The organism is Agromyces sp. Soil535 (assembly GCF_001428255.1).
GTDB lineage: Bacteria > Actinomycetota > Actinomycetes > Actinomycetales > Microbacteriaceae > Agromyces.
On sequence record NZ_LMRW01000007.1, the window covers coordinates 80,760 to 104,138 of the forward strand.

Sequence of the window (23,379 nt, forward strand, 5' to 3'; positions counted from 1 at the left end):
TCCCGGATGGACTCGCGCTGATTCCCCCCTAGCCGAACGTCGTCCCCTCGGCGGCCGCAGACGCCTTGGGATCGGGCAGCCGCCGCATCCGGAACCCGTTCAGGATACCGAGGAGGCCCGCGAGGATCGGCACGAAGAGGGCCACCTGCAGCGCGATGACACGGGACTCGGTGTTGATGCGCAGGATCTCGGCCTGCACCTCTGGCGGCTCATCGACGAGGAGCTCCTCGAGCCCGGTGTCGGACATGATCTCGGCGTCCTCCTCGAGCACCGCCGAGACCTGCTGCTGCTCCTCGGGCGAGAGCACGGTGCTCGCATCGGCGTCCGCGGTGAACGTGAACGCGAGGGTCGCGAGCATGATCGCCCCGGCGAACGCGAGGCCGAACGAGAGGCCGAACGAGCCCGCGGCCGAGTTCACGCCGGCCGCCTCGCTGACCCGCTCATCGGAGATCGGGGAGAGGGTGTAGTTGTTCAGCTGCGAGACGAGCAGGCCGAGGCCGCAGCCCGAGATGATGAGCGGCACGGTGAGGTACCAGCCCGAGTCGGCGATGGGCACGATGGGGACGAGCACCGCGAGACCGGCCACCACGAGCACGAACCCCCACAGGATGACGCTTGCGGGACGCCGCTTGAGGCCGCGGCCGGCGAGCACTGCGACGCCGAACATGCTCAGCGAGAGCGGCGCGATCGAGAGGCCGGCCTGCAGCGCGTTGTACTCGAACACCATCTGCAGGTAGATCGGGAGCACGATCATCGTGCCGCCGAGGGCGATCTGCTGCAGCAACTGGCCGCTCGCCCCGGCTCGGAACATCTTGGAGTCGAAGAGCGCGGGGTCGAGCAGCGTGGGCTTGCCGCGGCGCTTGCGGCTGCGCAGCCAGAACACGAAGAGGCCGAGCGCGAGCACGCCGATGCCGATGATCAGCCCGACGTAACCGCCGCCCTCCTGCCACACCAGGATGCCGGTCACGACGCCGCCCATGCCGACGATCGACAGCAGCGCACCGACGAAGTCGATCGACCGGTCGCCGTGATAGGGCACGTCCTTCACGAGGCCGATGCCGGCCAGCACGACGGCGATGATCACGGCCTCGAGCGCGAAGCCGACCCGCCACGACAGGAACGTCGTGATGAACCCGCCGAGCAGCGGCCCGACCGCCGCCGCGATGGCCGCCGAAGCGCCGACGAGCGCGTAGACCCGTTTCTGATGGGCACCCTCGAAGTTGCCGTGGATGAGCGACTGCATCGCCGGCAGCAGCAGCGACGCGCCGATGCCGCCGATGATGGCCCAGAACAGGATGATCGCGCCGAGGTCCTGCGCGAACACCATCGCGATCGCGCCGATCGCGTAGCCGAGCAGTCCGAGGATGTAGGCGAGCTTGCGCCCGATGAGGTCGCCGGTCTTGCCGCCGATGAGGATGAACGCGGCCGACACGAGCGCCTCGAGGGCGATGGCGCCCTGCACGCCGCTCACCGTGGTGTCGAGGTCGTGCACGACCGCGGAGATCGACACGTTCATGAGGGAGGTGTCGAAGACGAGCACGAACATCGCCATCGCGAGGAGGATCGCGAGCCGTCCGTTGAACGGCTTCGTGGCGACCTCGCCCGAGTCCATGGGCTCACCCAACCACACCTCGTGGTCGGATGGGAAGGGCCCAGCGCCTGCCCTGACGGGCGGCAGATGCATCCGGGTGGTGGACACCGTTGCCGTACCGGGCGTATGCTCGCCTGCGGACCGCGCCACGCGGCATCCGCCGACCGAGACGAAGGGAGAGAACGATGAACACCGTCATTGTCGCGCGCATCGCAGACACCCTTCCCTGTGAGGCCGCCCGCTAGATTGCGTTCGGTGGCCTCCGCAACCTCGGAGAACCACCGTGACCTTTCTCTCGTCGCTTGACGACTCTTCTGCTGCGCCGTTCGGCGCGCCGACCGCCCTCGTGTTCCAGGCCGCAGAGCCCGGCGAGGGCCAACGCTGGTCGACCTGGCCGGCGACCATCCCCAGCGAGCGCGGCCCCGAGCCCCGCCCCGACTGGCTCGTGACCTCCGCCGCGGCGATCGACACCGAGCTCGGCGTCGTGAAGACCGGCAAGGAGGCCGACCTGCACCTCATCGAGCGGGCGATCGCGGATGCCGCGGCCGACGTGCCCGGCAACCGCGTGCTGCTCGCGGCCAAGCGTTATCGCACGAGCGAGCACTCGGACTTCCATCGCTCCGCGATCTACACCGAGGGCCGCGGCCTGCGCCGCACCCGCGACGTGCGCGCCGTCGCGAAGGGCACGTCGTTCGGTCGCGCCGTTGCGCGCGTGCAATGGGCGTACGCCGAGTTCGACGCGCTGAGCCGGCTCACCGCGCTCGGGGCATCCGTGCCGTACCCGGTGCAGGTGCACGAGACCGAGGTGCTCATGGAGTTCATCGGCGACGGCCGCGTCGCTGCGCCGCGCCTCGCCCAGCAGCGGGCGGATGCCGCGACGCTGCGCGAGCTGTTCCACCAGGTCGCCGACTTCATGCGCACCCTCGCCCGGGCGGGGCTCGCGCACGGCGACCTGTCGCCGTACAACCTGCTCGTGCATCACGGCCGGATCGTCGCGATCGACCTGCCACAGGTCGTCGACCTCGTGTCGAATCCGCAGGGCTTCGACCTGCTGCACCGCGACTGCGTGAACGTCTGCGACTGGTTCACCCGGCGACGGCTCGAGTGCGACGCCGAGGAGCTCTTCGGCGAGCTCGTGGGCGAGGTCGGGTTCTGAGCGGATCGCGGGCCCCGCGCGACCATCGAGCTGTTGCGTTGAATCCCGCGTCTAGATGTGATGTCCAGGCAGGTTGTTGAGTCTGCTGATGGGCGGGCCGCCGATGGCGGAGTGGGTTCGGTGATGATTGTAGAAGTGGATCCAGGCCGGGAGGGCTTCGCGTCGTTCGGTCTCTGAACCGTAGAAGCGGGCGTAGGCCCAGCCGTCGGCTAGGGTCCGATGGAACCGCTCGATTTTGCCGTTGGTCTGTGGCCGGTAGGGGCGGGTTCGCTTGTGCGTGACGCCGAGTGCGGCACACGCTTCGCGCCAGGCGTGCGACTTGTACGCGGATCCGTTGTCGGACAGCACTCGCTCGATGGTGACGCCTCGCTCGGTGAACCACTCGATCGCCCGGTGGAGCACGCCGATGGCCGTGATGGCCTTCTCGTCTGCACAGATCTCGATGTAGGCGACCCGGGAGTGGTCATCGACGACGGTGTGCAGGAACGCCGTGCCGACATGGGGTGCATAGCGCGCGTGCCGCTCGCCGGTGCGTTTGGCGGTCGCTTCCCGGTTGCGGTCGCCCTGCTGCTTGCCGACGTAGCGCCAGCCGCCGCCGTCGGGGATGTTGCCGAATTTGGTGACGTCGACGTGGATCAATGATCCCGGATGCGGGTGCTCGTAGCGGCGGATCGGCTCACCGGTGACCCGGTCGATCTGACTGAGCCGGTTGATCCGGCAGCGCACCAGCACCGCGTGGACGGTGGACGAAGGGACGCCGAGCTCACCGCCGATCTGCACCGGGCCCAGCCGGCGACGCCAACGCAGCCGCACGATCTGGCGCTTGAGGTGCTCCGGTGTTCGGTGCGGGCTCGAGTGCGGTCGGCTTGATCGGTCCACCATCCCGGCCGGCCCCTCGGCCCGGAACCGGGCCGCCCACTTGCGGGCGGTCACGGTCGAGACCATGAACATCCGCGCCGCGAGCGCCGGCTTCCAGCCATCCTCGACGATCAGTTTCGCCAGCCTCAACCGGGCTCGCGGAGTCAGAGCAGCATTAGCGTGGGACACGAAGGCCTCCTGGGAGTGAAGCGGTGAACTAGACAGCTCCACTTCACAACCGGAGGCCTTCGCCTACCAGCAGATCAACTCCGTGTCACGAAACAACGTCCCTGGACATCACATCTAGAGGGGGCGGCCGAGCGGCACGACGCGCTGCGTCGTGCCATGCGCGAGCGGGGTGAGCATCGCGGCGAGGGAGCTCCTCCGGTGCCCGTACTTCGCGTGCAGTGCGTCGTCGACGGCCGCCTCGAGCGGGTCGGTCTCATCGATCGCCTCGAGTTCGACGGCCCGGCGACCGGCGGGCGTCTCGAACCCGACGCCGGGATTCCTCGTCGCCCGGCGGAACCACTTCGAGTCGTGCCCGAACTCCGAACGGATGAAGCTCACGCCGTCGACGTCGACCACCCAGATCGGGGTCGCGATCGTGCGGCCGTCGCGGGTCGTGGTGACGATGCGCACCACGTCGGTGACGCGCAGGAACTCGGTGAGGTCGTCGTCGGTGCCCATGCTCCAGTGAAGCAGGCGGGCGGGGATGCCACGAGCCCCCGTGTCCTGCGCGGGCCGCTTCCGTCGCGGCATCCGCTGGCGTTACAGTGTGCCGAGATCAGCGCCGATCCACCGGGATGCCAGGCCCCACGGGCACGACATCTTCCGTTCACCCGACCGAACGAGGCTTGCATCATGACCGTTCCCCCTGGGCCGCCCACCGAAGCCTCCGCCGAGGGCGGCGGCGTGCCCACCCCTCCGCCGAAGGCCGACAGCGGCGCCATCAGGGTGATGGGCCTGCAGCTGCAGGAGGGGCGTGTCATCCCCCGACGACAGGTGTTCTCGTGGGCCCTGTGGGACTGGGCGACGCAGCCGTTCAACTCGGTCATCCTCACGTTCGTGTTCACCGCGCTGTACCTCACGAGCGACACCTTCCTCGATCCTGCGGTCGCCACGCTCGGCGAGAGCGATCCGGCGTACGAGCGCGGGCTCGCCGAGCTGGCGAGCGGGCTCGGCTGGGCGATCACGATCGCGGGCGTCCTCATCGCGGTGCTCGCCCCGGTGCTCGGCCAGAGAGCGGATGTCGCAGGCCGGCGCAAGCTCTGGCTCGGCGGCGCGACCGCCGCCCTCGTGCTGTGCATGTTCGCGCTGTTCTTCGTCCAGGGTGCACCTCCGTACTTCGTGCTCGGCATCTCGCTCATCGCCGCGGGCACGGTGTTCAGCGAGATCGCCGGCGTGAACTACAACGCGATGCTCGTGCAGGTGTCGACGCCGAAGACGGTCGGCAAGGTCTCGGGACTCGGCTGGGGGCTCGGGTACATCGGCGGCATCGTCGCACTCGTGCTCGTCGTCGTGGCCACGAGGTTCGACTGGTGGGGGATGCCGACCGACGACGGGCTCGCCTTCCGGGTGATCGCCCTCGGCTGCGCCGTGTGGACGCTCCTCTTCGCCTGGCCGGTGCTCGTGTACGTGCCCGAGGCGCCGCCGGCGCCGCGACGCGAGCGCGTGTCGTTCTGGCGCGGCTACGTCGTGCTCGTCCAGGACGTCATCGCGCTGTGGCGCGGCTCGCGGCCGACGTTCTGGTTCCTGCTCGCGAGCGCCGTGTTCCGCGACGGGCTCGCCGGCGTGTTCGCGTTCGGCGCCGTGATCGCGGCGGTGGCGTTCCACTTCTCGAGGGACGAGGTCCTGATCTTCGGGATCGCGGCGAACCTGCTCGCGGGGTTCTCGACGATCCTCGCGGGCCGCTTCGACGACCGCTTCGGGCCGCGCGCCGTCATCCTCACGGCGCTCGGCGGACTGGTCGCCGCCGGACTCCTGGTCTTCTTCCTGCACGACTCGGGCAAGCTCGTGTTCTGGGTCTTCGGCCTCGTGCTCACGCTCTTCGTCGGGCCCGCTCAGGCGGCCTCGCGGTCGTTCCTCGCCCGGGTCACGCCCGCCGGTCGCGAGAGCGAGATCTTCGGCCTGTACGCGACGACCGGGCGCGCGGCGAGCTTCCTCTCGCCGCTGCTCTGGGCGAGCTTCATCGCCGTGTTCGGTGCGACGTACTGGGGCATCCTCGGCATCGTGATCGTGCTCGCGGCCGGTCTCGTGCTGATGCTGTTCGTGCGGCTGCCCGAGCGCTGACGAAGCGCTGCTGCTCCCGGAGCCTCAGGGGCGCCTCAGCCGATCCACGAGTTCGTCGATCGTGCGGCTCAGGATGCGCGGCATGTCGATGGCATCGGGTTCGAGCAGCCACTGCACCTGCAGCCCGTCCATGATCGCGATGAGGGCGGATGCCGCGTCGGCGAGCTCCCGCTCGTCGGTGTTGCCCGACACCTCGCCGAGCACGCCGGCGATCTTCGCGCGAAGCCCGTGGAAGCGGCCCTGGAAGTAGTCGTGGGCCGGGTGCCCGTCGGTCACGGACTCGCCGGAGAGCACCGTGTACGCCTGTACGACGCCACGCCGGTGCGTGTTCTCCTCGACGGTGTCGACGAGGTGCTGCAGGAACGCGGGGCCCTCGGTCTGTGCGCGGGCGGGGACGCCGGCGACCTCCTCGCCGTCGCGGTACTTCAGCATCGCGACGAGCAGGCCCTCCTTGCTGCCGAAGTGGTGCAGCACGCCCGCGTGGGTCATGCCGGCCTGCTCGGCCACCTCGACGAGCGCGCCCTTGTTGTAGCCGCGCGCGCCGAACACGTTCATCGCCGCCTTCAGCACGGCTTCGCGCCGCTCGGTCGTCCTGGCCTGTGGGCGCTGCACGCGCTCGGCAGCCGGCCTGCCGCGCGGGTCGTCTCGCGCTGTGTCCACCACGGTTTCCCTTTCTGTGCGGCTCSCCGCCGCGGCATCCGCTGCCCTTCTGGATGCCCCGCCGGAGTCCGCGAGTCGAGTGCAGCACTCGTGACGCGGGCATGATACGGGCCCGGGCACGACGTTACCGAACTGTGATGTCCTCCAACTTACTTACAAGTCAGTAAGTGTGCCAGCATGTCCCCCATCACTCAACGACGAGATGTGAATGGAGTAGGCGTGAGCTCAACGACGACCGCCACCGGCGCCCTCAACTCGAATGAGTCCGTGGCCGACGCCGAGACGATCGCCCCCTCGGCCGATTTCGACCCCATCGCCGTCGCCGGCTCGCTCCCCCTCGACGAGAAGGTCGCGCTGCTCACCGGCGCGGCCACATGGACGCTCCGTTCGATCCCCGCGATCGGCCTGCGCACCATGACGGTCTCCGACGGACCGATCGGCGTGCGTGGCACCGGCGAGGACGGGCTGCCCTCCGCGCAGCTGCCCGCGCCATCGGCCACCGCCGCGACGTGGGACGTCGACCTCCAGGCCCGCCTCGGCGCGCTCATGGCCGCCGAGGCGCGCCGCAAGGCCGTCGACGTGATCCTCGCGCCCGTGGTGAACCTGCAGCGCAGCCCCGTGGGCGGTCGCCACTTCGAGTGCCTCTCAGAAGACCCGTTCCTCACTGCCCGCCTCGCGGTCGCGTTCGTCGACGCGATCCAGGGGCAGGGCATCGCCGCCTGCGTCAAGCACCTCGTGGGCAACGAGACCGAGACCGACCGCACCGAATACCTCTCGCGCATCGACGAGCGCACCCTGCGCGAGGTGTACCTCGCACCGTTCGAGGCGGTGGTCGACGCCGGCGCGTGGACGATCATGGCCGCCTACAACGGCCTCACCCGCGACGGCGTCGACGCGCCTGCCACGGCGCACGGGCCGCTCCTCAACGAGATCCTCAAGGGCGAGTGGGGCTTCGACGGCATCGTCGTCAGCGACTGGCTCGCCACCAAGACCGCCGTCGAGCCCGCGCTCGGCGGCCTCGACCTCGTCATGCCGGGTCCCGGCGGCCCGTGGGCGGAGGGGTTGCTCGCAGCGGTGCACGACGGCCGCGTGTCCGAGTCGGTCATCGACGACAAGGTCGCGCGAATCCTCCGCCTCGCCGAGCGCGTCGGTGCGCTCAGCGGCCTCGCGGGTGAGACGCTCCCGTACGACGCGAGCGGCGCCACCGAGCACCCCGCCGACGACGACGTGGTCGCCCTCCTCACCGAGGCGGCCGCCCGATCGACGGTGGTACTGCGCAACGTCGACGGGCTGCTGCCCGTCGATCGCGCCATCCGCGGCCGCATCGCCCTCATCGGCCACAATGCCGTCGAGCCGTTCACGCAGGGCGGCGGCAGCGCATTCGTCACGCCCCCGCACGTGAGCGCCCCCATCGACGCAGTGCGCGCCGCCTTCCCCGACGCCGAGGTCGAACTCCACCGCGGCGGCGCCACGACGCTCGGCGCGCCGCTCACCCCGGCAGACCTGCTCACCACCCCCGACGGCGAGCCCGGCATCCGCATCGAGCACCTCGACGCCGATGGCACGGTCATCGGCGCCGTGCGGCTTCCGGATGCCGCGAGTCTGTGGTTCCCGATCGACGACGACGCCGTGGCATCCGTGCGGGTGACGACCGACGTCGCGCTGGAGCAGGCCGGTCGCCACGTCGTGGAGCTCGGTCCCGTCGGCGCCCACCGCATCACCATCGACGGCGAGCTGCGCTCGGAATCCGTGCGCCACGTGGGCGTCGAGGTGGTGCTGAACTCCAGCTACAGCAATCCGGGGAGCGTCGAGGCCGTCATCGAGGCCGACGGCCCGCGCACCGTGCGCGTCGACGCCGAGGTGCAGGTCATCGACGGCGAGTCGTACGGTCGGTTCGTGCGCCTGCACTTCCGCTACCGCGCCCCGGGCCCCACGGTCGACGAGGAGCTCGACGAGGCCGTGGCGGCGGCTGCGGCATCCGACCTGGCAGTGATCGTCGTCGGCACCAACCCCGAGACCGAGTCGGAGGGCTGGGATCGCCCGAACCTCGACCTGCCCGGCCGGCAGAACGAACTCGTGCGCCGGGTCGCCGCGGCGAACCCACGCACGGTCGTGGTCGTGAACGCCGGCGCGCCGGTGCTGCTGCCGTGGCTCGACGAGGTGCCGGCCGTGCTCTGGTGGTGGCTGCCGGGGCAGGAGGCCGGCCGCTCGCTCGCGGCGGTGCTGAGCGGCGCCATCGAGCCGAGCGGGCGCCTGCCCTGGACCCTCCCCGCCCGCGAGCAGGACGTGCCGGTGCCGCACGGCATCCCCGTCGACGGCGTCATCGACTACGCCGAGGGGCTCGACGTCGGCCACCGCGGCTGGGACCGCCGCGGCCGCACCCCCGCCCGCGAGTTCGGCTTCGGACTGGGGTACGCCGAGTGGGAGTACCGCTCGCTCGAGCTCGTCGACGCGGCATCCGGCGCCTCGACCGCCGCGCCGCTCGCCGTCGCCCGCGTGACGGTCGCCAACGTCGGCGCCCGCGACGGCCGCGAGGTCGTGCAGCTCTACCTCTCCGCCACCGACGACCCCTCACGCCCCGTACGCTGGCTCGCCGGCTTCACCGTGGCCGACGTGCCCGCCGGCGATACCGCCACCGTCGACATCCCCCTCGCGCGCCGTTCGTTCGAGACCTGGTCGACGGATGCCGCAGGCTGGACCCTCCGCGCCGAGACGTACCGCGTACAGGTCGGCCGCTCCTCACGAGACCTCCGCCTCGAGACCACGCACACGGTCTCCGGCTGAGCACCACAGAACCACGCACCAACCCACACACACGAAATGCAAGGAGGCATGGAAATGCGAAAGAGCATCCTCGCCACAGGCGCCCTACTGGTCGCCGCCGGCTTGGCTTTCACTGGGTGCAGCGCAGGCGGCGGCGGGGGCGGTGACGCGAGCGGCAAGGTGCTGACGGTCGGCATGCCGAACGGCCCGCAGCAGCCGAACCAGAACCCGCTCGCCACCGGATCGGCGTCGCTGTCGCTCGGCTACGCCTACGCGGTGTACGAGTCGCTCATGCAGGTGAACGAGATCGACCCGACCCAGGACCCCACCCCGTGGCTCGCCGAGTCGGTGGAGTGGAACGCCGACTCCACGCAGGCGGTCATCACCGCCCGCGACGGCGTGAAGTGGTCGGACGGCGAGGACTTCACCGCAGAGGACATCGCCTTCTCGATCCAGCTGCGCAAGGACACCCCAGAGCTGAACATCGACTTCCCCGACCAGTACGGCGACATCACCGTCGACGGCAACCAGGTCACGGTGGACTTCACGACCGGCCAGTACGTCAACCAGGTGAAGCTCTACAAGCTCCTCATCGTGCCCGAGCACCTCTGGGCCGACCAGGACCCGGTGAACTGGACCGACGACGAGATGATCGGCACCGGCCCCTTCACCCTGAAGTCGTTCACGCCGCAGGCCGTGACGCTGGTGCCGAACGAGGACTACTGGGGCGAGAAGCCCAAGGTCGGGCAACTCCGGTACGACGCGTTCAACGACAACGCCGGCCTGACCACCGCGCTCACCACCGGCGAGGCGCAGTGGGGCTGGACGTTCATCCCCGACTACGAGACCACGTTCATCGCCAAGGATCCGGAGCACTACGCCCAGGTCGCCGGCGGCGGGTTCGGCGTCGACGTGCTCTACCTCAACAACGAGACGAAGCCGTTCGACAACGTCGCCTTCCGCACCGCGCTGAACATGGTCGTGGATCGGGGCGACATCTCGCAGACCGCCGGCTACGGCGTGTGGCCCGAGATCACGAGCGTCACCGGCCTCCCGCAGCCCTCTGGCGACGCGTTCATCTCGGATGCGTACCAGGGCCAGGAGCTCTCGGTCGACGTCGAGGGCGCGAAGAAGGTGCTCACCGACGCCGGGTACACCTACCAGGGCGACAAGCTCATCGACCCCGACGGCGAGGCCGTTACATTCACCCTCACGAACCCGAGCGGCTGGACCGACTACCTCGACGCGCTCGGCATCATCGCCGAGGGTGCGGAGTCGATCGGCGCCGAGGCGACGGTGGAGCCGATCGTGCAGGACACCTGGTTCAACGACACCATCCCGTTCGGCAACTTCCAGGCCTCGCTGCACTGGACCGACGGCGGATCGACCCCATGGAACATGTACTCGAATATCATGGACGGCGCGTCCTACGTGCCGCTCGGCGAGACGGCGAACTGGAACTTCGGTCGCTACGACGACGACGAGGTCACCCAGGCACTCGCGACCTACAAGGCCGCGACCTCCGACGAGGAGCGCCAGGCGGCCCTCGACATCGTGGAGCAGCGCTTCGTCGAGGACGTGCCGGGCATCATCATCTGGTCGCGCCCGGCAGTGGCCCAGTACTCCACGGTGAACTACACGGGCTTCCCGACGGCCGAGGACCCCTACGCGAACCCGCAGCCCACGGGTCCGCAGGCGGCGCTCATCCTCTCGAAGCTCACCCCCACCGAGTAGTACGCTCCTGAGCCGGTGCGGTGCATACTGCGCCGCACCGGCTCCCGACTCACGAGGACGTGACGATGACCCGACCCGAGACTCCCGTGCTGCAGGCCGTCGACCTCCAGAAGCACTTCAGGCTCCGCGGCGTCGGCTCACGTGACGTCGTGCACGCCGTCGACGACGTGAACCTCGAACTCCGACGGGGCCACGTGCTCGCGCTCGTCGGCGAGTCCGGCTCGGGCAAGTCGACCATCGCCCGACTGCTCGCGCAGCTCGTGCCCACGACCGGCGGACGACTCCTGCTCCACGGCGAGGACGCCACGGCGCGCGGACGCCGGGCGTTCCGCCGGTACGTCGGGCGGGTGCAGATGATCTTCCAGGACCCGTTCGGCTCGCTGAACCCCGTGCATCCCGTGCGGTACACGCTGACCCGCAGCCTGCGGATCCACCGCGGGCGACTGCGCGGCGCCGCCCTCGAGGGCGCGCTCATCGAGCTCCTCGACCGGGTCCACCTCGCACCGGCCGAGCGCTACATCGACAAGTTCCCCCACGAGCTCTCGGGCGGCCAGCGCCAGCGCGTCGCCATCGCGCGCGCCCTCGCGGCCGACCCGGAGGTGCTCCTCGCCGACGAGCCGATCTCGATGCTCGACGTGTCCATCCGCCTCGGCATCCTGAACCTGCTGCAGGACCTCCGCGATCGCCTGCACCTCGCGATCCTCTACATCACGCACGACATCGCGTCGGCGCGCTACTTCGCCGACCGCACGATGGTCATGTACGCCGGCCGCATCGTCGAGAGCGGCGACTCCGAGTCGGTCACGCAGGACCCGAAGCATCCGTACACGCAGCTGCTCGTGCGCTCGGCTCCCGATCCCGACGACCTCGAGGCGCGGGCGCACGGCGCGCGCGGCGAGGCGCCCAGCCTGGTTCGGCCCCCGAGCGGATGCCGCTTCAACCCGCGCTGTCCGTTCGCCACGGAGCTGTGCCGCATCGAGGTCCCACCGCTCATGCAGGTCGGCGAGGGCCGGGAAGCCGCGTGCTGGGGGTACTCGGACCGCCCCGACCGCCCGGTGCTGGACGGATCGGCTGAATCGGGGGCGATCGCATGAGGTTCTTCCTGCGCAGGTTCGCGTTCTACGCGATCACGTTCTGGGCGGCCGTCACGATCAACTTCCTCATCCCGCGTCTCCTGCCGGGCGACCCCGTGAGCGCCCTGATCGCCATGAACCAGGGGCGCATCTCGACCGACGCGATCGAGGCGCTGCGCACGCTGTTCGGCCTCGACCAGGACGTGTCGCTCTGGCAGCAATACGTCGACTACTGGGCGCTCCTCCTCCGCGGCGAACTCGGCATCTCCTTCACGTACTTCCCGACCCCGGTGACGGAGGTCATCCAGCAGGCGCTGCCATGGACGATCGGGCTCGTGGGCATCGCGACGATCCTGAGCTTCACGATCGGCATGCTCATCGGCACCGGCATCGGCTGGCGGCGCGGCACCTGGGCCGACTCGCTCCTGCCGATCTCCACGTTCTTCTCGTCGGTGCCGTACTTCTGGCTCGCCCTCATCGCGATCTCGGTCTTCTCGGTGACCCTCGGCTGGTTCCCCGCAAGCGGCAGCTACGACCGGTCGCTCGTCCCCACGTGGTCGTGGGAGTTCATCGGCTCGGTGATCTACTACGGGTTCCTCCCGGCGATGACGATCGTGATCTCCTCGATCGCCGGCTGGATCCTCGGCATGCGCAACATGATGGTCACCGTCTCGTCGGAGGACTACGTCACGGTCGCCCAGGCGAAGGGGCTCTCGGAGCGCGCCGTGATGTTCGGCTACGCGGCGCGCAACGCGGTCCTGCCGCAGGTGTCGAGCTTCGCGCTGTCGCTCGGGTTCATCGTGGGCGGCACCCTCGTGATGGAGATCGTCTTCTCATACCAGGGCATCGGCTACTTCCTCTTCACGGCGGTCGCCGCGAAGGACTACCCGCTCATGCAGGGCATCTTCCTCGTCATCACGCTCGCGGTGCTGTTCGCGAACATCGTGGCGGACTTCGTCTACGGGGTGCTCGACCCGCGCACCCGTCAGGAGGGTTGACATGACGATCGACACGAGCATCGTCGAGGAGGGCGAGGAGCTCGCCCGACCCTCGCAGGCGCCGGCCACGGGCGTGGTGACGGCCGCTCCCAGGAGGTCGTCGCGCGGTCCGCGCAAGTTCCTCTTCCTGCGGAACTCGAAGGCGATCACCGGCATGGCCATCCTCGGGTTCTTCCTCCTCATCGCGGTGATCGGGCCGTACATCGCCCCCTACGATCCGAGCGCCCGCAGCGACGACATCCTGCAGCCGCCGTCGTGGGAGCACTGGTTCGGCACCACGCACCTCGGCCAGGACGTGTTCTCGCAGATCCTGGTCGGCACGCGGGGCGTCATCGTGGTCGGCTTCGTCGCGGGCATCCTCGCGACGACGATCGGGGTGATCGTCGGCGTCACCGCGGGCTATGTCGGCGGGCTCGGCGACGAGAGCCTCTCGGTGCTCGCGAACGTGTTCCTCGTCATCCCTCAGCTGCCGCTCATCATCCTCATCGCGGGCCAGCTGCCCACCGTCGGCGGCGTGACCGTCGCCCTCGTCATCGCCATCACCGGCTGGGCATGGGGCGCCCGCGTGCTGCGCGCCCAGACGCTGTCACTTCGTCGTCGCGACTTCGTGGAGGCGGCGCGGGCGAACGGCGAGCGCACGTGGCGCATCATCACCGCCGAGATCCTGCCGAACCTCACCGCGATCATCGCTGCGGGCTTCGTCGGCACCGTCGCGTTCGCGGTGCTGTCGCTCATCACGCTCTCGTTCATCGGCATCGGCATCACTGGCGAATGGAACTGGGGCACCGTGCTCTACCAGGCGCAGTCGCAGCTCGCGCTCCAGCGCGGGGCGTGGTGGTGGTTCGTGCCGGCGGGCCTCTGCATCGCCCTGCTCGGGATGTCGCTCACGCTCATCAACTTCGGCATCGACGAGTTCGTGAACCCGCGCCTGCGTTCGACCGGCCTCAATGCGAAGTCGCTCCGCAAGCGCGGCATCCGACCTCGCATCGGCTTCACGCCGGTCGTGTACGAGGCGAAGGAGGACCGCTCATGACCCTCACCAGCCCCCTCGGCCACACGCAGAAGCTGACGTCCGCGAGCGACCCGGTGCTCGAGATCAAGAACCTCTCGGTCGACTACGGCTACGGCTACGACGACGATCCCGTGCACGTGCTGCGGCAGGTGTCGCTCACGCTCGGCCGGGGCGAGGTGCTCGGCCTCGCCGGCGAGTCCGGGTGCGGCAAGTCCACGCTGGCGTACGCGGCGACCCGCCTCCTGCCGCCGCCCGGACTCATCACGGGCGGCGAGGTGCACTTCACCGACCGCGACGGGCGCACGACCGACATCCTGCGCCTGAACGACGCCCAGCTGCGGGCCTCGCGCTGGCAGGACCTCGCGATCGTGTTCCAGGGCGCCATGAACTCGCTGAACCCGGTGTTCCGCATCGGTCGGCAGATCGCCGACGGCATCCGGGCACATCGCCCCGAGGTGTCGCAGAAGGAGGCGCTCGAACGCTCGGCCGAGCTCCTCGAGCTCGTCGGCATCTCGCCCGACCGCCTCCGCTCGTACCCGCACCAGCTCTCGGGCGGGATGCGGCAGCGGGTGATGATCGCCATGGCGCTCGCGCTCGACCCGCAGGTGCTCATCATGGACGAGCCGACGACCGCGCTCGACGTCGTGATGCAGCGGCAGATCGTCGAGCAGATCGCCGAGCTGCGCGAGCGCCTCGGGTTCTCGGTGATCTTCATCACGCACGACGTGTCGCTGCTCATCGAGATCGCCGACCGCATCGCGATCATGTACGCGGGCGAGATCGTGGAGGATGCCGCCGCGCTCGACGTGTACCAGCGGCCTCGGCATCCGTACTCGTCAGCGCTGCTGCACTCGTTTCCACCCCTGCGCGGGCCGCGACGCGAGCTCACCGGGATCCCGGGCTCGCCGCCCGACCTGTCGAGGCTCGGCGCCGGTTGCCCCTTCCGCGACCGGTGCGCGTTCGCGTTCGACGCCTGCGCGAAGGTGAACCCCGAGCTCGTGTTCCCGAACGTGCCGGGCGACGACCCGCGCCGCTCGGTCGCCTGCCTGAGGCATGATCCCGCCGCGGTGCGCGCGGTCGGCGAGGAGCCGCTGCCCGTTCCCGCTGAGCTGTCGGCGCGCTGAGCCGGGGATTCAGCCGCGCGGCCACTCCGCGACGAAGCGCGCGAGCAGCCGGGCGAAGTCCGCCGTCTCCTCCGACGTGAAACCTGCAAGGGCGGTTTCCACCGCGCTGCGGCGGTTCTCGCGTGCCGAATCGAGGATCGCACGACCCGACGCGGTGAGGACGATCGCACTGCGCCGCGCATCCGACGAGTCCACCTCGCGTCGGACGTGCCCCGCCTCGACGGCCGCCTGCACGAGCCGGCTCGCGCGCGGCTGGTCGACCGCGATCACGTCGGCGAGCTCGCTCACCGACGGCGGCCGCTCCGCTCCCTCGAGCGCGTCGAGCAGCCGGAACCGCGCGGCATCGGCGAGCCCCTGGCCGCCCCGAGGACCGCGGTCGTCGGGGCGCCGCGGACCCTCCCCTTTCCAGCCGGTCTCGAGCCCGGCCGCGCGACGCTGCAGGCGACGGCGCCCCTGATCGCGACGCATCGTCACGAGCGCGGCCTCGATGGCGGTCACGGGGTCTTGACGAGCGTCGCTCATGCATGTCATTGTACATATACATGTCACAGTGCATGCAATCGTCCGAGTGATCGAGGAAGCGACCACCATGACCACCGACACGAACCCCATCCCCACGAGCCCCCGCCCGATCGGCTATTGGCTGCGTGTCATCGACCACCGCCTCGACGACCGCATGCGCGAGCTCTTCGCCACCGAGGGCATCACCCGCCGCGACTGGCAGCGCCTCAACCTCATCGGCGGGGCAGTCGACGACGCGCGCCTGTCCGAGCGGCTGGCCGCCGGGCCCGAGAAGGTCGCCCCGCTCGTCGACCGCGGCTGGGTCGACGGCGACGCAGGCGCCCTCACCCTCACCGAGGCAGGCGAGGCCGCGCGCGCGTCGCTGCTCGAGCGCGTCTCCGCGCTCCGCGGCGAGGTCGCGGGCGCCGTGAGCCCCGAGGACTTCGCGATCACGCTCGCGTCGCTCGAGGCCATCGCCCGCACCCTCGGGTGGACCGAGGACGAGCGAATGCCGCGAGGCCGTGCCGACTACCCCTCGCTGGCCCCGCGCGCGTTGTAGACGACCGCATCCGATGCGCCGTACGCGCGGAACACCTCGACCGCGTCGTCGTGCCCCACGCCGACCGACACCCGGATGCCGCGCCGCTCGAACTCGCCGCTCCAGTCCTCGGGCATCGGGCCCTCGTCGAACCCGGTGAGCTCCTCGAGCTCGGCACCCTCGCCGGCGACCGTGAGCGCGCGCACGCCCGACCACATGGTGGCGCCGTAGCACATCACACAGGGGCGCCAGTTGACGACCAGCTCGAGGTCCGCGCCGTGCGCGCCGAGGTCCCAGTGGCCGAGGCGCCGCTGCGCGAGGCTCAGGGCCATGACTTCGGCGTGCACGGAGCTGAGGTTCGTCGAGAGCACCACGTTCACGCCCACCGACACGAGGGCGCCGGATGCCGCGTCGACCACGATCGCCGCGAACGGGCCGCCGTTGCCCGCCCGCCAGTTCCAGTCGGCGAGGCGGTTCACGAGTCGCACGCGCTCCTCCGCCGCCGCGAGCGGCGGCGCCTCCGCGAGCGCGGGCAGCTCGTCGACGAGCCACGGCGGCAACGATGCGGTGAAGGCGGAGGCGAGTTCGACGTCCATGCCACCCATTGTGCCGCTCCTCGGGTGCTCCGCGTTCGGTAGTGTGACGGCGGGACGGCGTGCGCGCCAGCGCAGGCCACGAGCGAAGGACCGGCAGTCACCCCGTGACGATGACCCTGAAGGCGAGACAACAGCGTCGGCAGCGCCTCCGCGCGCTGGCTTACCTGGCGGTGGCGGCCGCCTGGGCGGCCTCGATCTGGCTCAGCACCCTGCTCGCGGCGCCGCCCTGGCTGCACTCGATCGCCCTCTTCGTGCACCTCGCGTCGCTCATCATCGGATTCGGGGCGGTGCTGATGGTGGAGTGGTACGGACTCCTCTGGATGACCGACTGGCGCTCGGCGCGCGACGTCCGCCAGATCGACCTCACCCTGAGAATTCCGATCTGGGCCGGACTCGTGGGCCTGCTCGCGAGCGGGGCACTGCTCCAGCCCGACCTCGAGTCGCCCGCGACCCTCGTCAAGCTCGGCGCGGTGCTCGTGCTCTCGCTCAACGGCGTCGCGCTCACGCGCTGGACCACACGCCTCGCGCGAATGCCACGCAAGATGCGCTTCAGCTCCCTGCCGAGGATGGCGCGCTTCCGGTTCATCTCGAGCGCGGTGATCTCGCAGCTCGCATGGTGGACCGCCGTCGTCATCGGCATGCTGAACTCCTCCAGCTGATCGACTGGGACGCGCCCCGGAGGCCGACTCTTCCCAGCGTCGGCACGGCACGTTCACGGTGTACGTTCAGGCGATCCCTTTGGCCCGTTCAGGTCAGCGAGATAGGCTCGGCTTCGTCTCTACCCCCCATTTGAGGACAGAACGTTGGCCGAAGCACTCGTGGCTCGCGCGCCGATATCGGCATCGCACGACCATGTGCTCGGCGACCCCGGACGTCGTTCCACGCGGATGGGAGTGGGCGCTTGAGCGCCGGGGGTCCGGCGCCTCGGCGTGAACAGCGCCGTATGCGCGAGCAGCGGCGCCGACGGTCGCGTACCCGCTGGGCCGTGATCGCGGGCGCAGTGGTGCTGATCCTCGTGGCCGGCGGAACGGCGACGGCCATGATCCTCAACGGGCAGGGTTCGGCGGGCGAGGCGAGCGACGCTCCCGAGACGGACGTCGCGGCCGAGCCGATCGTCTTCCCCGAGGACGAGCCGGCCGCCGCGGCCGGCGCCCAGCCCTGCACTACGGTGACGGTGCTCTCCTCGCTCGAGAACTCCGAGATGGTCTCCCGGCTCGCCGCCGGATACAACGCACAACCGCGCGACGTCGACGGCACCTGCGTGACCGTCGTCGCGAAGAAGGACAAGTCTGGGCTGGCCGCAGAGGACGCAGCCGAGAGCTTCAAGAACCTTCCCGAGGACCAGCGCCCCACCGTGTGGGCGCCCGACTCGGGTTCGTGGATCGACATCGCCCGCAACACGGGTGGCGGCGTGAGCGTTCCCGACGAGGGCACGAGCCTCGGGGCATCCGACATCGTGCTCGCCATGCCCGGCAGCCTTGCGGCCGCAATCGGCTGGGACACAGAGCGCCCGACCTGGGATGAGGTGTTCGCCGCCGCCGGCGACGAGAACGCCTGGACCGATCTCGGCCACCCGGAGTGGGGCACCTTCAAGCTCGGCAAGACGAGTCCGCTCATCGCGAGCTCAGGTCAGGCGGCCCTGCTCGCGTCCTACGGCTCCGCCGCGGGGTCCGTGAGCGAGCTGACCGCCGACCAGATCACCGACGAAGCGGTGACCGCCGAGGTGCGCGAGAACGAGCTCGCGACGAGCCACTACATGGCCACACCCGAGCACTTCCTCTGGCACGCCCGGCAGTCCGAGGACAAGGGCTCCGTGGCCGACTTCCTCTCCGCGGTGATCGTCGACGAGAAGTCGGTGTGGGATTACAACCGCGGCATCACGAGTCGCGACGGCATCACGCGCACCGAGGGCACGCCGCCCGAGGAGAAGCTCGTGCCCATCTATCCGAGCGACGGCTACTACGTGTCCGACAACCCAGCCGTCGTGCTCAACGGCGCGTGGGTCGACGAGACCGAGGCGGCCGCCGGCCAGGACTTCCTGCGCTACGCCGGCACCAAGCAGGGCCAGCAGATCGTTCGCGAGTCGGGATACCGCGACCTGAACGGCGAGCTCGACCCGCTCGCCGCCGAGGTCGGCCAGCTTGCCGACGAGCCCGGTGCCCTGCCCTTCCCCGGTTCGAAGGTGATCCGCGCCGCCCACGACGCGTTCCGCGACGTGCGCAAGCGCGCCGAGGTGCTGTTCCTCGTCGACGTCTCGGGGTCGATGGAAGAGACGATCCCGAGCGGCAAGACGAAGCTGGCCGCGGCGAAGGACGCGATCACCCAGGCGCTCGGTCACTTCACCCCCGGCGACAACGTCGGCCTCGCCGCGTTCTCTTCGGTCGACGACGGCCCGATCACGCCGGGTCTCGTGAGCCCGGTCGCCGACATCGGCGACACCCGCACCGACTTCCTCGACGCCCTCGGCGCCCTGCGGCCGATCGAGTTCACGCCACTCTTCGCGGCGGTGGACACGTTCGCCCGCGAGCGCGCCGCGGACTGGCAGGCCGACCGCATCAACGCGATCGTGGTGCTCAGCGACGGGAAGAACGAGACCGCGACGCCCACGATCACCGCGGAGCAGATGGTCGCGAACCTCGGCGAGCTGCACCATTCCACCCCGGTGCTCATCTTCACGCTCGCCTACGGCGCCGACGCGGATGTCGCGGCCCTCCAGTCGATCTCGAGCGCCACCGGCGCACACTTCTACGACGCGAAGGTCAGCGACGTCCTCGGCGACCTCGTCACGAGCTTCTGAGCCGCGAGCCGCGAGTCGGTGCGCTGCGGCGACGACGATGGCGTCGTCACCGCAGCCGATCTCCGGAACCATCACGTCACTCCCGCCGTATCAGCAGGGGGACGTTGGGCGCCGACGTCCCGTGTTCGTGAGAGTGCGGTGTCGGCACCGTGTCGGTGGTCACCGTGCGAATCGCCAAGTCGTCGAGGTTGGGCAGCGCCTTCGCGAGGCGGTGTTCGGCTTCGTGCACGATCTTCTCGGCGTCGGACAACGCCGTATCGGCGACCTTGAGCACGGCGGCACCCTGGAGTCGATGGCCGACCCAGCGCAACTGCAGCCGCGGAACCGCGAGGACGCCGGGGGTGGTGATGATGGCGGCTCTGGCGCGGTCCACGAGTTCGGGTTCGATTCCGTCCATGAGGCGACGCCCGATGCTGCGCATCGTGGCCCACAGTAGGACGATGATCGCTGCGGAGATGACGAGGCCGACGATGGGGTCGGCGAGGGGGAACCCGAGCATCACGCCGATCGCGCCGAAGACCACCGCGAGGGAGGTGAACCCGTCGGTGCGTGCATGCACGCCATCCGCGACGAGCGCCGCCGAGCCGATCCTCTGTCCGACGCGAATGCGGTAGATCGCGACGGCTTCGTTGCCGAGGAACCCGATCACACCGGCGGCGAGCACCCATCCCAGATTCTGGAGTGGCTGCGGGTTGACGAGGCGGTCGATGGACTGCCAGGCGGCCACGATCGCGGACAGGGCGACCACGGCGACGATGAACAGGCCGGCGAGGTCTTCGGCGCGGCCGTAGCCGAAGGTGTACCGGCGGGTGGCTCCGCGGCGTCCGAGGATGAAGGCGATCCAGAGCGGGACGGCCGTGAGGGCGTCGGAGAAGTTGTGGATCGTGTCGGCGAGGAGCGCGACGGAACCGCTGATGAGGACCACGCCGAGTTGGAGGACCGTGGTGGCGAGGAGGATGAACAGGCTGATCTTCAGCGCTCGAACCCCTTCCTTGCTCGACTCGAGGGCGTCATCGATCGAATCGGCGGTGTCGTGGCTGTGCGGGACGAACAACCCGTGGACGAACCCCTTAATCCCCGTCGGGTGCGAATGACCCCCTGGACCGTGGTCGTGGTCGTGGTCGTGGGCGTGGTCGTCGTCGTGCTCGTGCTCGTGGTCGTGGTCGTGATGGTGCTGACCGTGAGCATGACCTCCGTGTTTGGGGCCGCTCACTGGGTTGCCTCATCCGCGGCGTGGTGATGGCGGGGGGTGACGCCCAGCGAGTGCTCTGCCTGGAAGATGGCGTCGGAGACGAGCTGGCTGGCGTGCTCGTTCTCGAGTCGGTAGAACACCCGCTGGCCGTCCTGGCGAGTGGAGACGATCCGGGCAAGACGCAGCTTCGCCAGATGCTGCGACACGGCCGCTGGTGATTTCTCGACGATGTCCGCCAGATGGTTGACCGAGAGCTCGTGATCACGGAGCGCGAGGATGATCCGGACCCGAGTGGCATCGGCAAGCATCGAGAAGACCTCGACGGCCAACTCGACGAACTGGCTGTCAGGCTCCCGGTCAAACATCTGCTTATCTGCGTCCATACGCAGATTATTACACAGGCCGTACGGCTCCTCGTCATGTGTGTGACGATCCCTTGGGTCTGCGCGGGTCCTCGATATATGCTCGCCATCGCCCCTAACCCCCCATCCGAGGGTCTATACCCTCATCCGAGGACAGAACGATGCCCGACGCATTCGTCGTTCGCGCGCCGGGAACGGCACGGCCGCAGGCCGTTCTCGGCGACTCCGGCGCCGGTCGTGACGTGACCATTGGAACCGTCCGTTGAGCGCCGGAGGTCCGGCGCCTCGGCGTGAACAGCGCCGTCTGCGCGAGCAGCAGCGCCGGTCGCGTACCCGATGGGCCGTGATCGCGGGGGCGGTGGCAGTCGTGATCCTCGCGGCGGGCGGAACGGCGACGGCCGTGATGCTCAATGGGCAGGGTTCGTCGGTCGATGCGAGCGAGGCCCCCGAGACGGACGTCGCGGCCGCTTCGGAGCCGATCGTGTTCCCCGAAGACGAGCCGGCCGCCGCTGCCGGCGCCAAGCCCTGCACGACGGTGACGGTGCTCTCCTCGCTCGAGAACGCGGAGATGGTCTCGCGGCTCGTCGCCGGCTACAACGCCCAGCCGCGTGACGTCGACGGCAATTGCGTGACCGTGGTGGCGACGAAAGACAAGTCGGGCCTCGCCGCAGAGGACGCGACGCACAGCTTCTCGAACCTGCCCGAGGACAAGCGCCCGACCGTGTGGATTCCCGACGCGAGTTCGTGGATCCCGTTCGTGCGCGCCACCGGCGGGGGTGGGAGCGTTCCTGCGGGGGGAACGAGCATCGGGTCTTCCAACATCGTGCTCGCCATGCCCGACACTCTCGCGGCCGCTATCGGCTGGGACGCAGAGCCCCCGACCTGGGATGACGTGTTCGCAGCCGCAGCCGACCAGAACGCCTGGACCGATCTCGGCCATCCGGAGTGGGGCACGTTCAAGCTCGGCAAGACGAGTCCGCTCATCGCCAGCTCGGGCGAGGCCGCGTTGCTCGCCTCCTACGGCTCGGCCGCGGGGTCCGTGAGCGACCTGACGGTCGATCAGATCGCCGACGAGGACGTCACCGCCCAGGTGCGGGAGAACGAGCTCGCGACGAGCCACTACATGGCCACGCCCGAGCACTTCCTCTGGCACGCCCGCCAGTCCGAGGACAAGGGCTCCGTGGCCGACTTCCTCTCTGCAGTGATCGTCGACGAGAAGTCGGTGTGGGACTACAACCGCGGCATCACGAGCCGCGACGGCATCAACCGGATCGAGAGCGCGCCGCCCGAGGAGAAGCTCGTGCCGATCTATCCCAGCGACGGCTTCTACGTTTCCGACAATCCCGCGCACGTGCTCACCGGCCGTTGGGTCGATGACGCCGAGAACGCGGCCGCCCAGGACTTCGTGCGCTACACCGGGACCAAGCAGGGCCAGCAGATCGTGCGCGAGTCCGGGTATCGCGACCTGAACGGCGAGCTCGACCCGCTCGTCGCCGAGGTCGGCCAGCTCGCCGCCGAGGAGCCGGGCGCACTGCCCTTCCCCGGTGCGAGCGTGATCCGCGCGACCCAGAACGTGTTCCCCGGCGTGCGCAAGCGCGCCGAGGTGCTGTTCCTCCTCGACGTCTCAGGGTCGATGCAGGAGACGATCCCGAGCGGCAAGACGAAGCTGGCCGCGGCGAAGGATGCGATCACCGAGGCGCTCGGTCACTTCACCCCCGGCGACAACGTCGGCCTTGCCGGCTTCTCGTCGGTCGACGACGGCCCGATCACCCCGGGCCTGGTGAGCCCGGTCGCCGACGTCGGGAGCAGCCGCACCGACTTCCTCGACGCCCTCGGCGCGCTGCGTCCCGTCGAATTCACGCCGCTCTACGCCGCGGTCGACACGTTCGCCCGCGAGCGCGCCGCCGACTGGCAAGCCGACCGCATCAACGCGATCGTGGTGTTGAGCGACGGGAAGAACGAGACCATGACGCCAACGATCACCGCGGAACAGATGGTCGCGAACCTCGGCGAGATGCACCACCACAACCCGGTGCTCATCTTCACGCTCGCCTACGGCGCCGACGCGGATGTCGCGGCCCTCCAGTCGATCTCGAGCGCCACCGGCGCACACTTCTACGACGCGACCGACCCGA

At 69.8% G+C, this 23,379-nt stretch carries 21 protein-coding genes; 13 read left to right on the forward strand and 8 right to left on the reverse strand.

What is annotated here, in order from left to right; translation table 11 throughout:
* Window positions 1-28: 28 nt before the first annotated feature.
* Window positions 29-1,612, reverse strand: a complete 1,584-nt coding sequence (locus ASG80_RS07785; RefSeq protein ID WP_056729606.1) for an MFS transporter — start codon at window positions 1,610-1,612, stop codon at window positions 29-31.
* Window positions 1,613-1,874: 262 nt separating this feature from the next.
* Here ASG80_RS07785 and ASG80_RS07790 point away from each other — a divergent pair, with 262 nt between their 5' ends.
* Window positions 1,875-2,747, forward strand: coding sequence for a serine protein kinase RIO (locus ASG80_RS07790; RefSeq protein ID WP_082589907.1), 873 nt, complete (start codon window positions 1,875-1,877; stop codon window positions 2,745-2,747).
* A 51-nt stretch (window positions 2,748-2,798) separates the two neighbouring features.
* On the opposite strand, the gene ASG80_RS07795 is transcribed toward ASG80_RS07790, so the two are convergent.
* Together ASG80_RS07795 and ASG80_RS07800 are read right to left on the reverse strand one after the other, a co-directional pair.
* On the reverse strand, window positions 2,799-3,794 hold the full coding sequence (locus tag ASG80_RS07795) for an IS481 family transposase (protein ID WP_082589909.1): 996 nt from the start codon (window positions 3,792-3,794) through the stop codon (window positions 2,799-2,801).
* 114 nt (window positions 3,795-3,908) lie between these two features.
* Window positions 3,909-4,364 (reverse strand): DUF2255 family protein, encoded by a 456-nt coding sequence (locus ASG80_RS07800; protein WP_082589911.1) that lies wholly within the window; start codon window positions 4,362-4,364, stop codon window positions 3,909-3,911.
* Between the two features lie 102 nt (window positions 4,365-4,466).
* On the opposite strand from ASG80_RS07800, the gene ASG80_RS07805 reads away from it, so the two are divergent.
* Window positions 4,467-5,894, forward strand: a complete 1,428-nt coding sequence (locus ASG80_RS07805) for an MFS transporter (RefSeq protein ID WP_056729609.1) — start codon at window positions 4,467-4,469, stop codon at window positions 5,892-5,894.
* Window positions 5,895-5,918: 24 nt separating this feature from the next.
* Here ASG80_RS07805 and ASG80_RS07810 read toward each other — a convergent pair whose 3' ends face one another.
* Window positions 5,919-6,554 (reverse strand): TetR/AcrR family transcriptional regulator, encoded by a 636-nt coding sequence (locus ASG80_RS07810; protein ID WP_056729610.1) that lies wholly within the window; start codon window positions 6,552-6,554, stop codon window positions 5,919-5,921.
* Between the two features lie 219 nt (window positions 6,555-6,773).
* Here ASG80_RS07810 and ASG80_RS07815 point away from each other — a divergent pair, with 219 nt between their 5' ends.
* The 6 genes from ASG80_RS07815 (at window position 6,774) to ASG80_RS07840 (ending at window position 15,258) form a co-directional block, all read left to right on the forward strand.
* The gene (locus ASG80_RS07815; protein WP_235508230.1) at window positions 6,774-9,338 is read left to right on the forward strand and encodes a beta-glucosidase; all 2,565 of its coding nucleotides are present in this window, start codon (window positions 6,774-6,776) and stop codon (window positions 9,336-9,338) included.
* Window positions 9,339-9,392: 54 nt separating this feature from the next.
* Complete coding sequence (locus tag ASG80_RS07820; protein WP_056729611.1) at window positions 9,393-11,051, forward strand: ABC transporter substrate-binding protein; 1,659 nt, start codon at window positions 9,393-9,395, stop codon at window positions 11,049-11,051.
* 65 nt (window positions 11,052-11,116) lie between these two features.
* A complete protein-coding gene (locus ASG80_RS07825; protein WP_056729632.1) occupies window positions 11,117-12,145 on the forward strand; it encodes an ABC transporter ATP-binding protein in 1,029 nt (342 codons plus the stop codon).
* Window positions 12,142-13,122, forward strand: coding sequence for an ABC transporter permease (locus ASG80_RS07830; protein ID WP_056729612.1), 981 nt, complete (start codon window positions 12,142-12,144; stop codon window positions 13,120-13,122). Before ASG80_RS07825 ends, ASG80_RS07830 begins: the two co-directional genes overlap by 4 nt.
* A 1-nt stretch (window position 13,123) precedes the next feature.
* Complete coding sequence (locus ASG80_RS07835) at window positions 13,124-14,155, forward strand: ABC transporter permease (protein ID WP_082589916.1); 1,032 nt, start codon at window positions 13,124-13,126, stop codon at window positions 14,153-14,155.
* Entirely contained in the window at window positions 14,152-15,258 is a 1,107-nt protein-coding gene (locus tag ASG80_RS07840) for an ABC transporter ATP-binding protein (protein WP_056729613.1), read from the forward strand. The genes ASG80_RS07835 and ASG80_RS07840 overlap by 4 nt, the downstream gene beginning before the upstream one ends.
* Window positions 15,259-15,267: 9 nt before the next feature.
* Here the strand turns inward: ASG80_RS07840 and ASG80_RS22850 are convergent, their stop codons facing one another.
* Window positions 15,268-15,780 (reverse strand): MarR family winged helix-turn-helix transcriptional regulator, encoded by a 513-nt coding sequence (locus ASG80_RS22850; protein WP_235508231.1) that lies wholly within the window; start codon window positions 15,778-15,780, stop codon window positions 15,268-15,270.
* Between the two features lie 67 nt (window positions 15,781-15,847).
* Between ASG80_RS22850 and ASG80_RS07850 the strand changes: the two genes are divergently transcribed.
* The gene (locus tag ASG80_RS07850) at window positions 15,848-16,318 is read left to right on the forward strand and encodes a hypothetical protein (RefSeq protein WP_056729614.1); all 471 of its coding nucleotides are present in this window, start codon (window positions 15,848-15,850) and stop codon (window positions 16,316-16,318) included.
* Here ASG80_RS07850 and ASG80_RS07855 read toward each other — a convergent pair.
* The gene (locus ASG80_RS07855; protein ID WP_056729615.1) at window positions 16,288-16,893 is read right to left on the reverse strand and encodes a nucleoside deaminase; all 606 of its coding nucleotides are present in this window, start codon (window positions 16,891-16,893) and stop codon (window positions 16,288-16,290) included. The two genes, ASG80_RS07850 and ASG80_RS07855, sit on opposite strands and share 31 nt — an antisense overlap.
* Window positions 16,894-17,003: 110 nt before the next feature.
* Between ASG80_RS07855 and ASG80_RS07860 the strand changes: the two genes are divergently transcribed.
* Both ASG80_RS07860 and ASG80_RS07865 read left to right on the forward strand, forming a co-directional pair.
* Window positions 17,004-17,552, forward strand: a complete 549-nt coding sequence (locus ASG80_RS07860; RefSeq protein ID WP_235508232.1) for a hypothetical protein — start codon at window positions 17,004-17,006, stop codon at window positions 17,550-17,552.
* 326 nt (window positions 17,553-17,878) lie between these two features.
* Window positions 17,879-19,690, forward strand: a complete 1,812-nt coding sequence (locus tag ASG80_RS07865) for a substrate-binding domain-containing protein (protein WP_235508233.1) — start codon at window positions 17,879-17,881, stop codon at window positions 19,688-19,690.
* A gap of 76 nt (window positions 19,691-19,766) precedes the next feature.
* On the opposite strand, the gene ASG80_RS07870 is transcribed toward ASG80_RS07865, so the two are convergent.
* Window positions 19,767-20,744, reverse strand: a complete 978-nt coding sequence (locus ASG80_RS07870) for a cation diffusion facilitator family transporter (protein WP_235508234.1) — start codon at window positions 20,742-20,744, stop codon at window positions 19,767-19,769.
* Between the two features lie 36 nt (window positions 20,745-20,780).
* Here ASG80_RS07870 and ASG80_RS24410 point away from each other — a divergent pair, with 36 nt between their 5' ends.
* Window positions 20,781-20,930: a hypothetical protein gene (locus tag ASG80_RS24410; RefSeq protein WP_235508235.1), complete on the forward strand. Its 150-nt coding sequence runs from the start codon at window positions 20,781-20,783 to the stop codon at window positions 20,928-20,930.
* Here the strand turns inward: ASG80_RS24410 and ASG80_RS07875 are convergent.
* Entirely contained in the window at window positions 20,900-21,265 is a 366-nt protein-coding gene (locus ASG80_RS07875) for a metalloregulator ArsR/SmtB family transcription factor (RefSeq protein ID WP_056729619.1), read from the reverse strand. The genes ASG80_RS24410 and ASG80_RS07875 overlap by 31 nt on opposite strands.
* A gap of 337 nt (window positions 21,266-21,602) precedes the next feature.
* Here ASG80_RS07875 and ASG80_RS07880 point away from each other — a divergent pair.
* Window positions 21,603-23,379, forward strand: a 1,777-nt coding sequence (locus tag ASG80_RS07880) for a substrate-binding domain-containing protein (RefSeq protein ID WP_235508236.1), incomplete at its 3' end; no start/stop codon positions are given.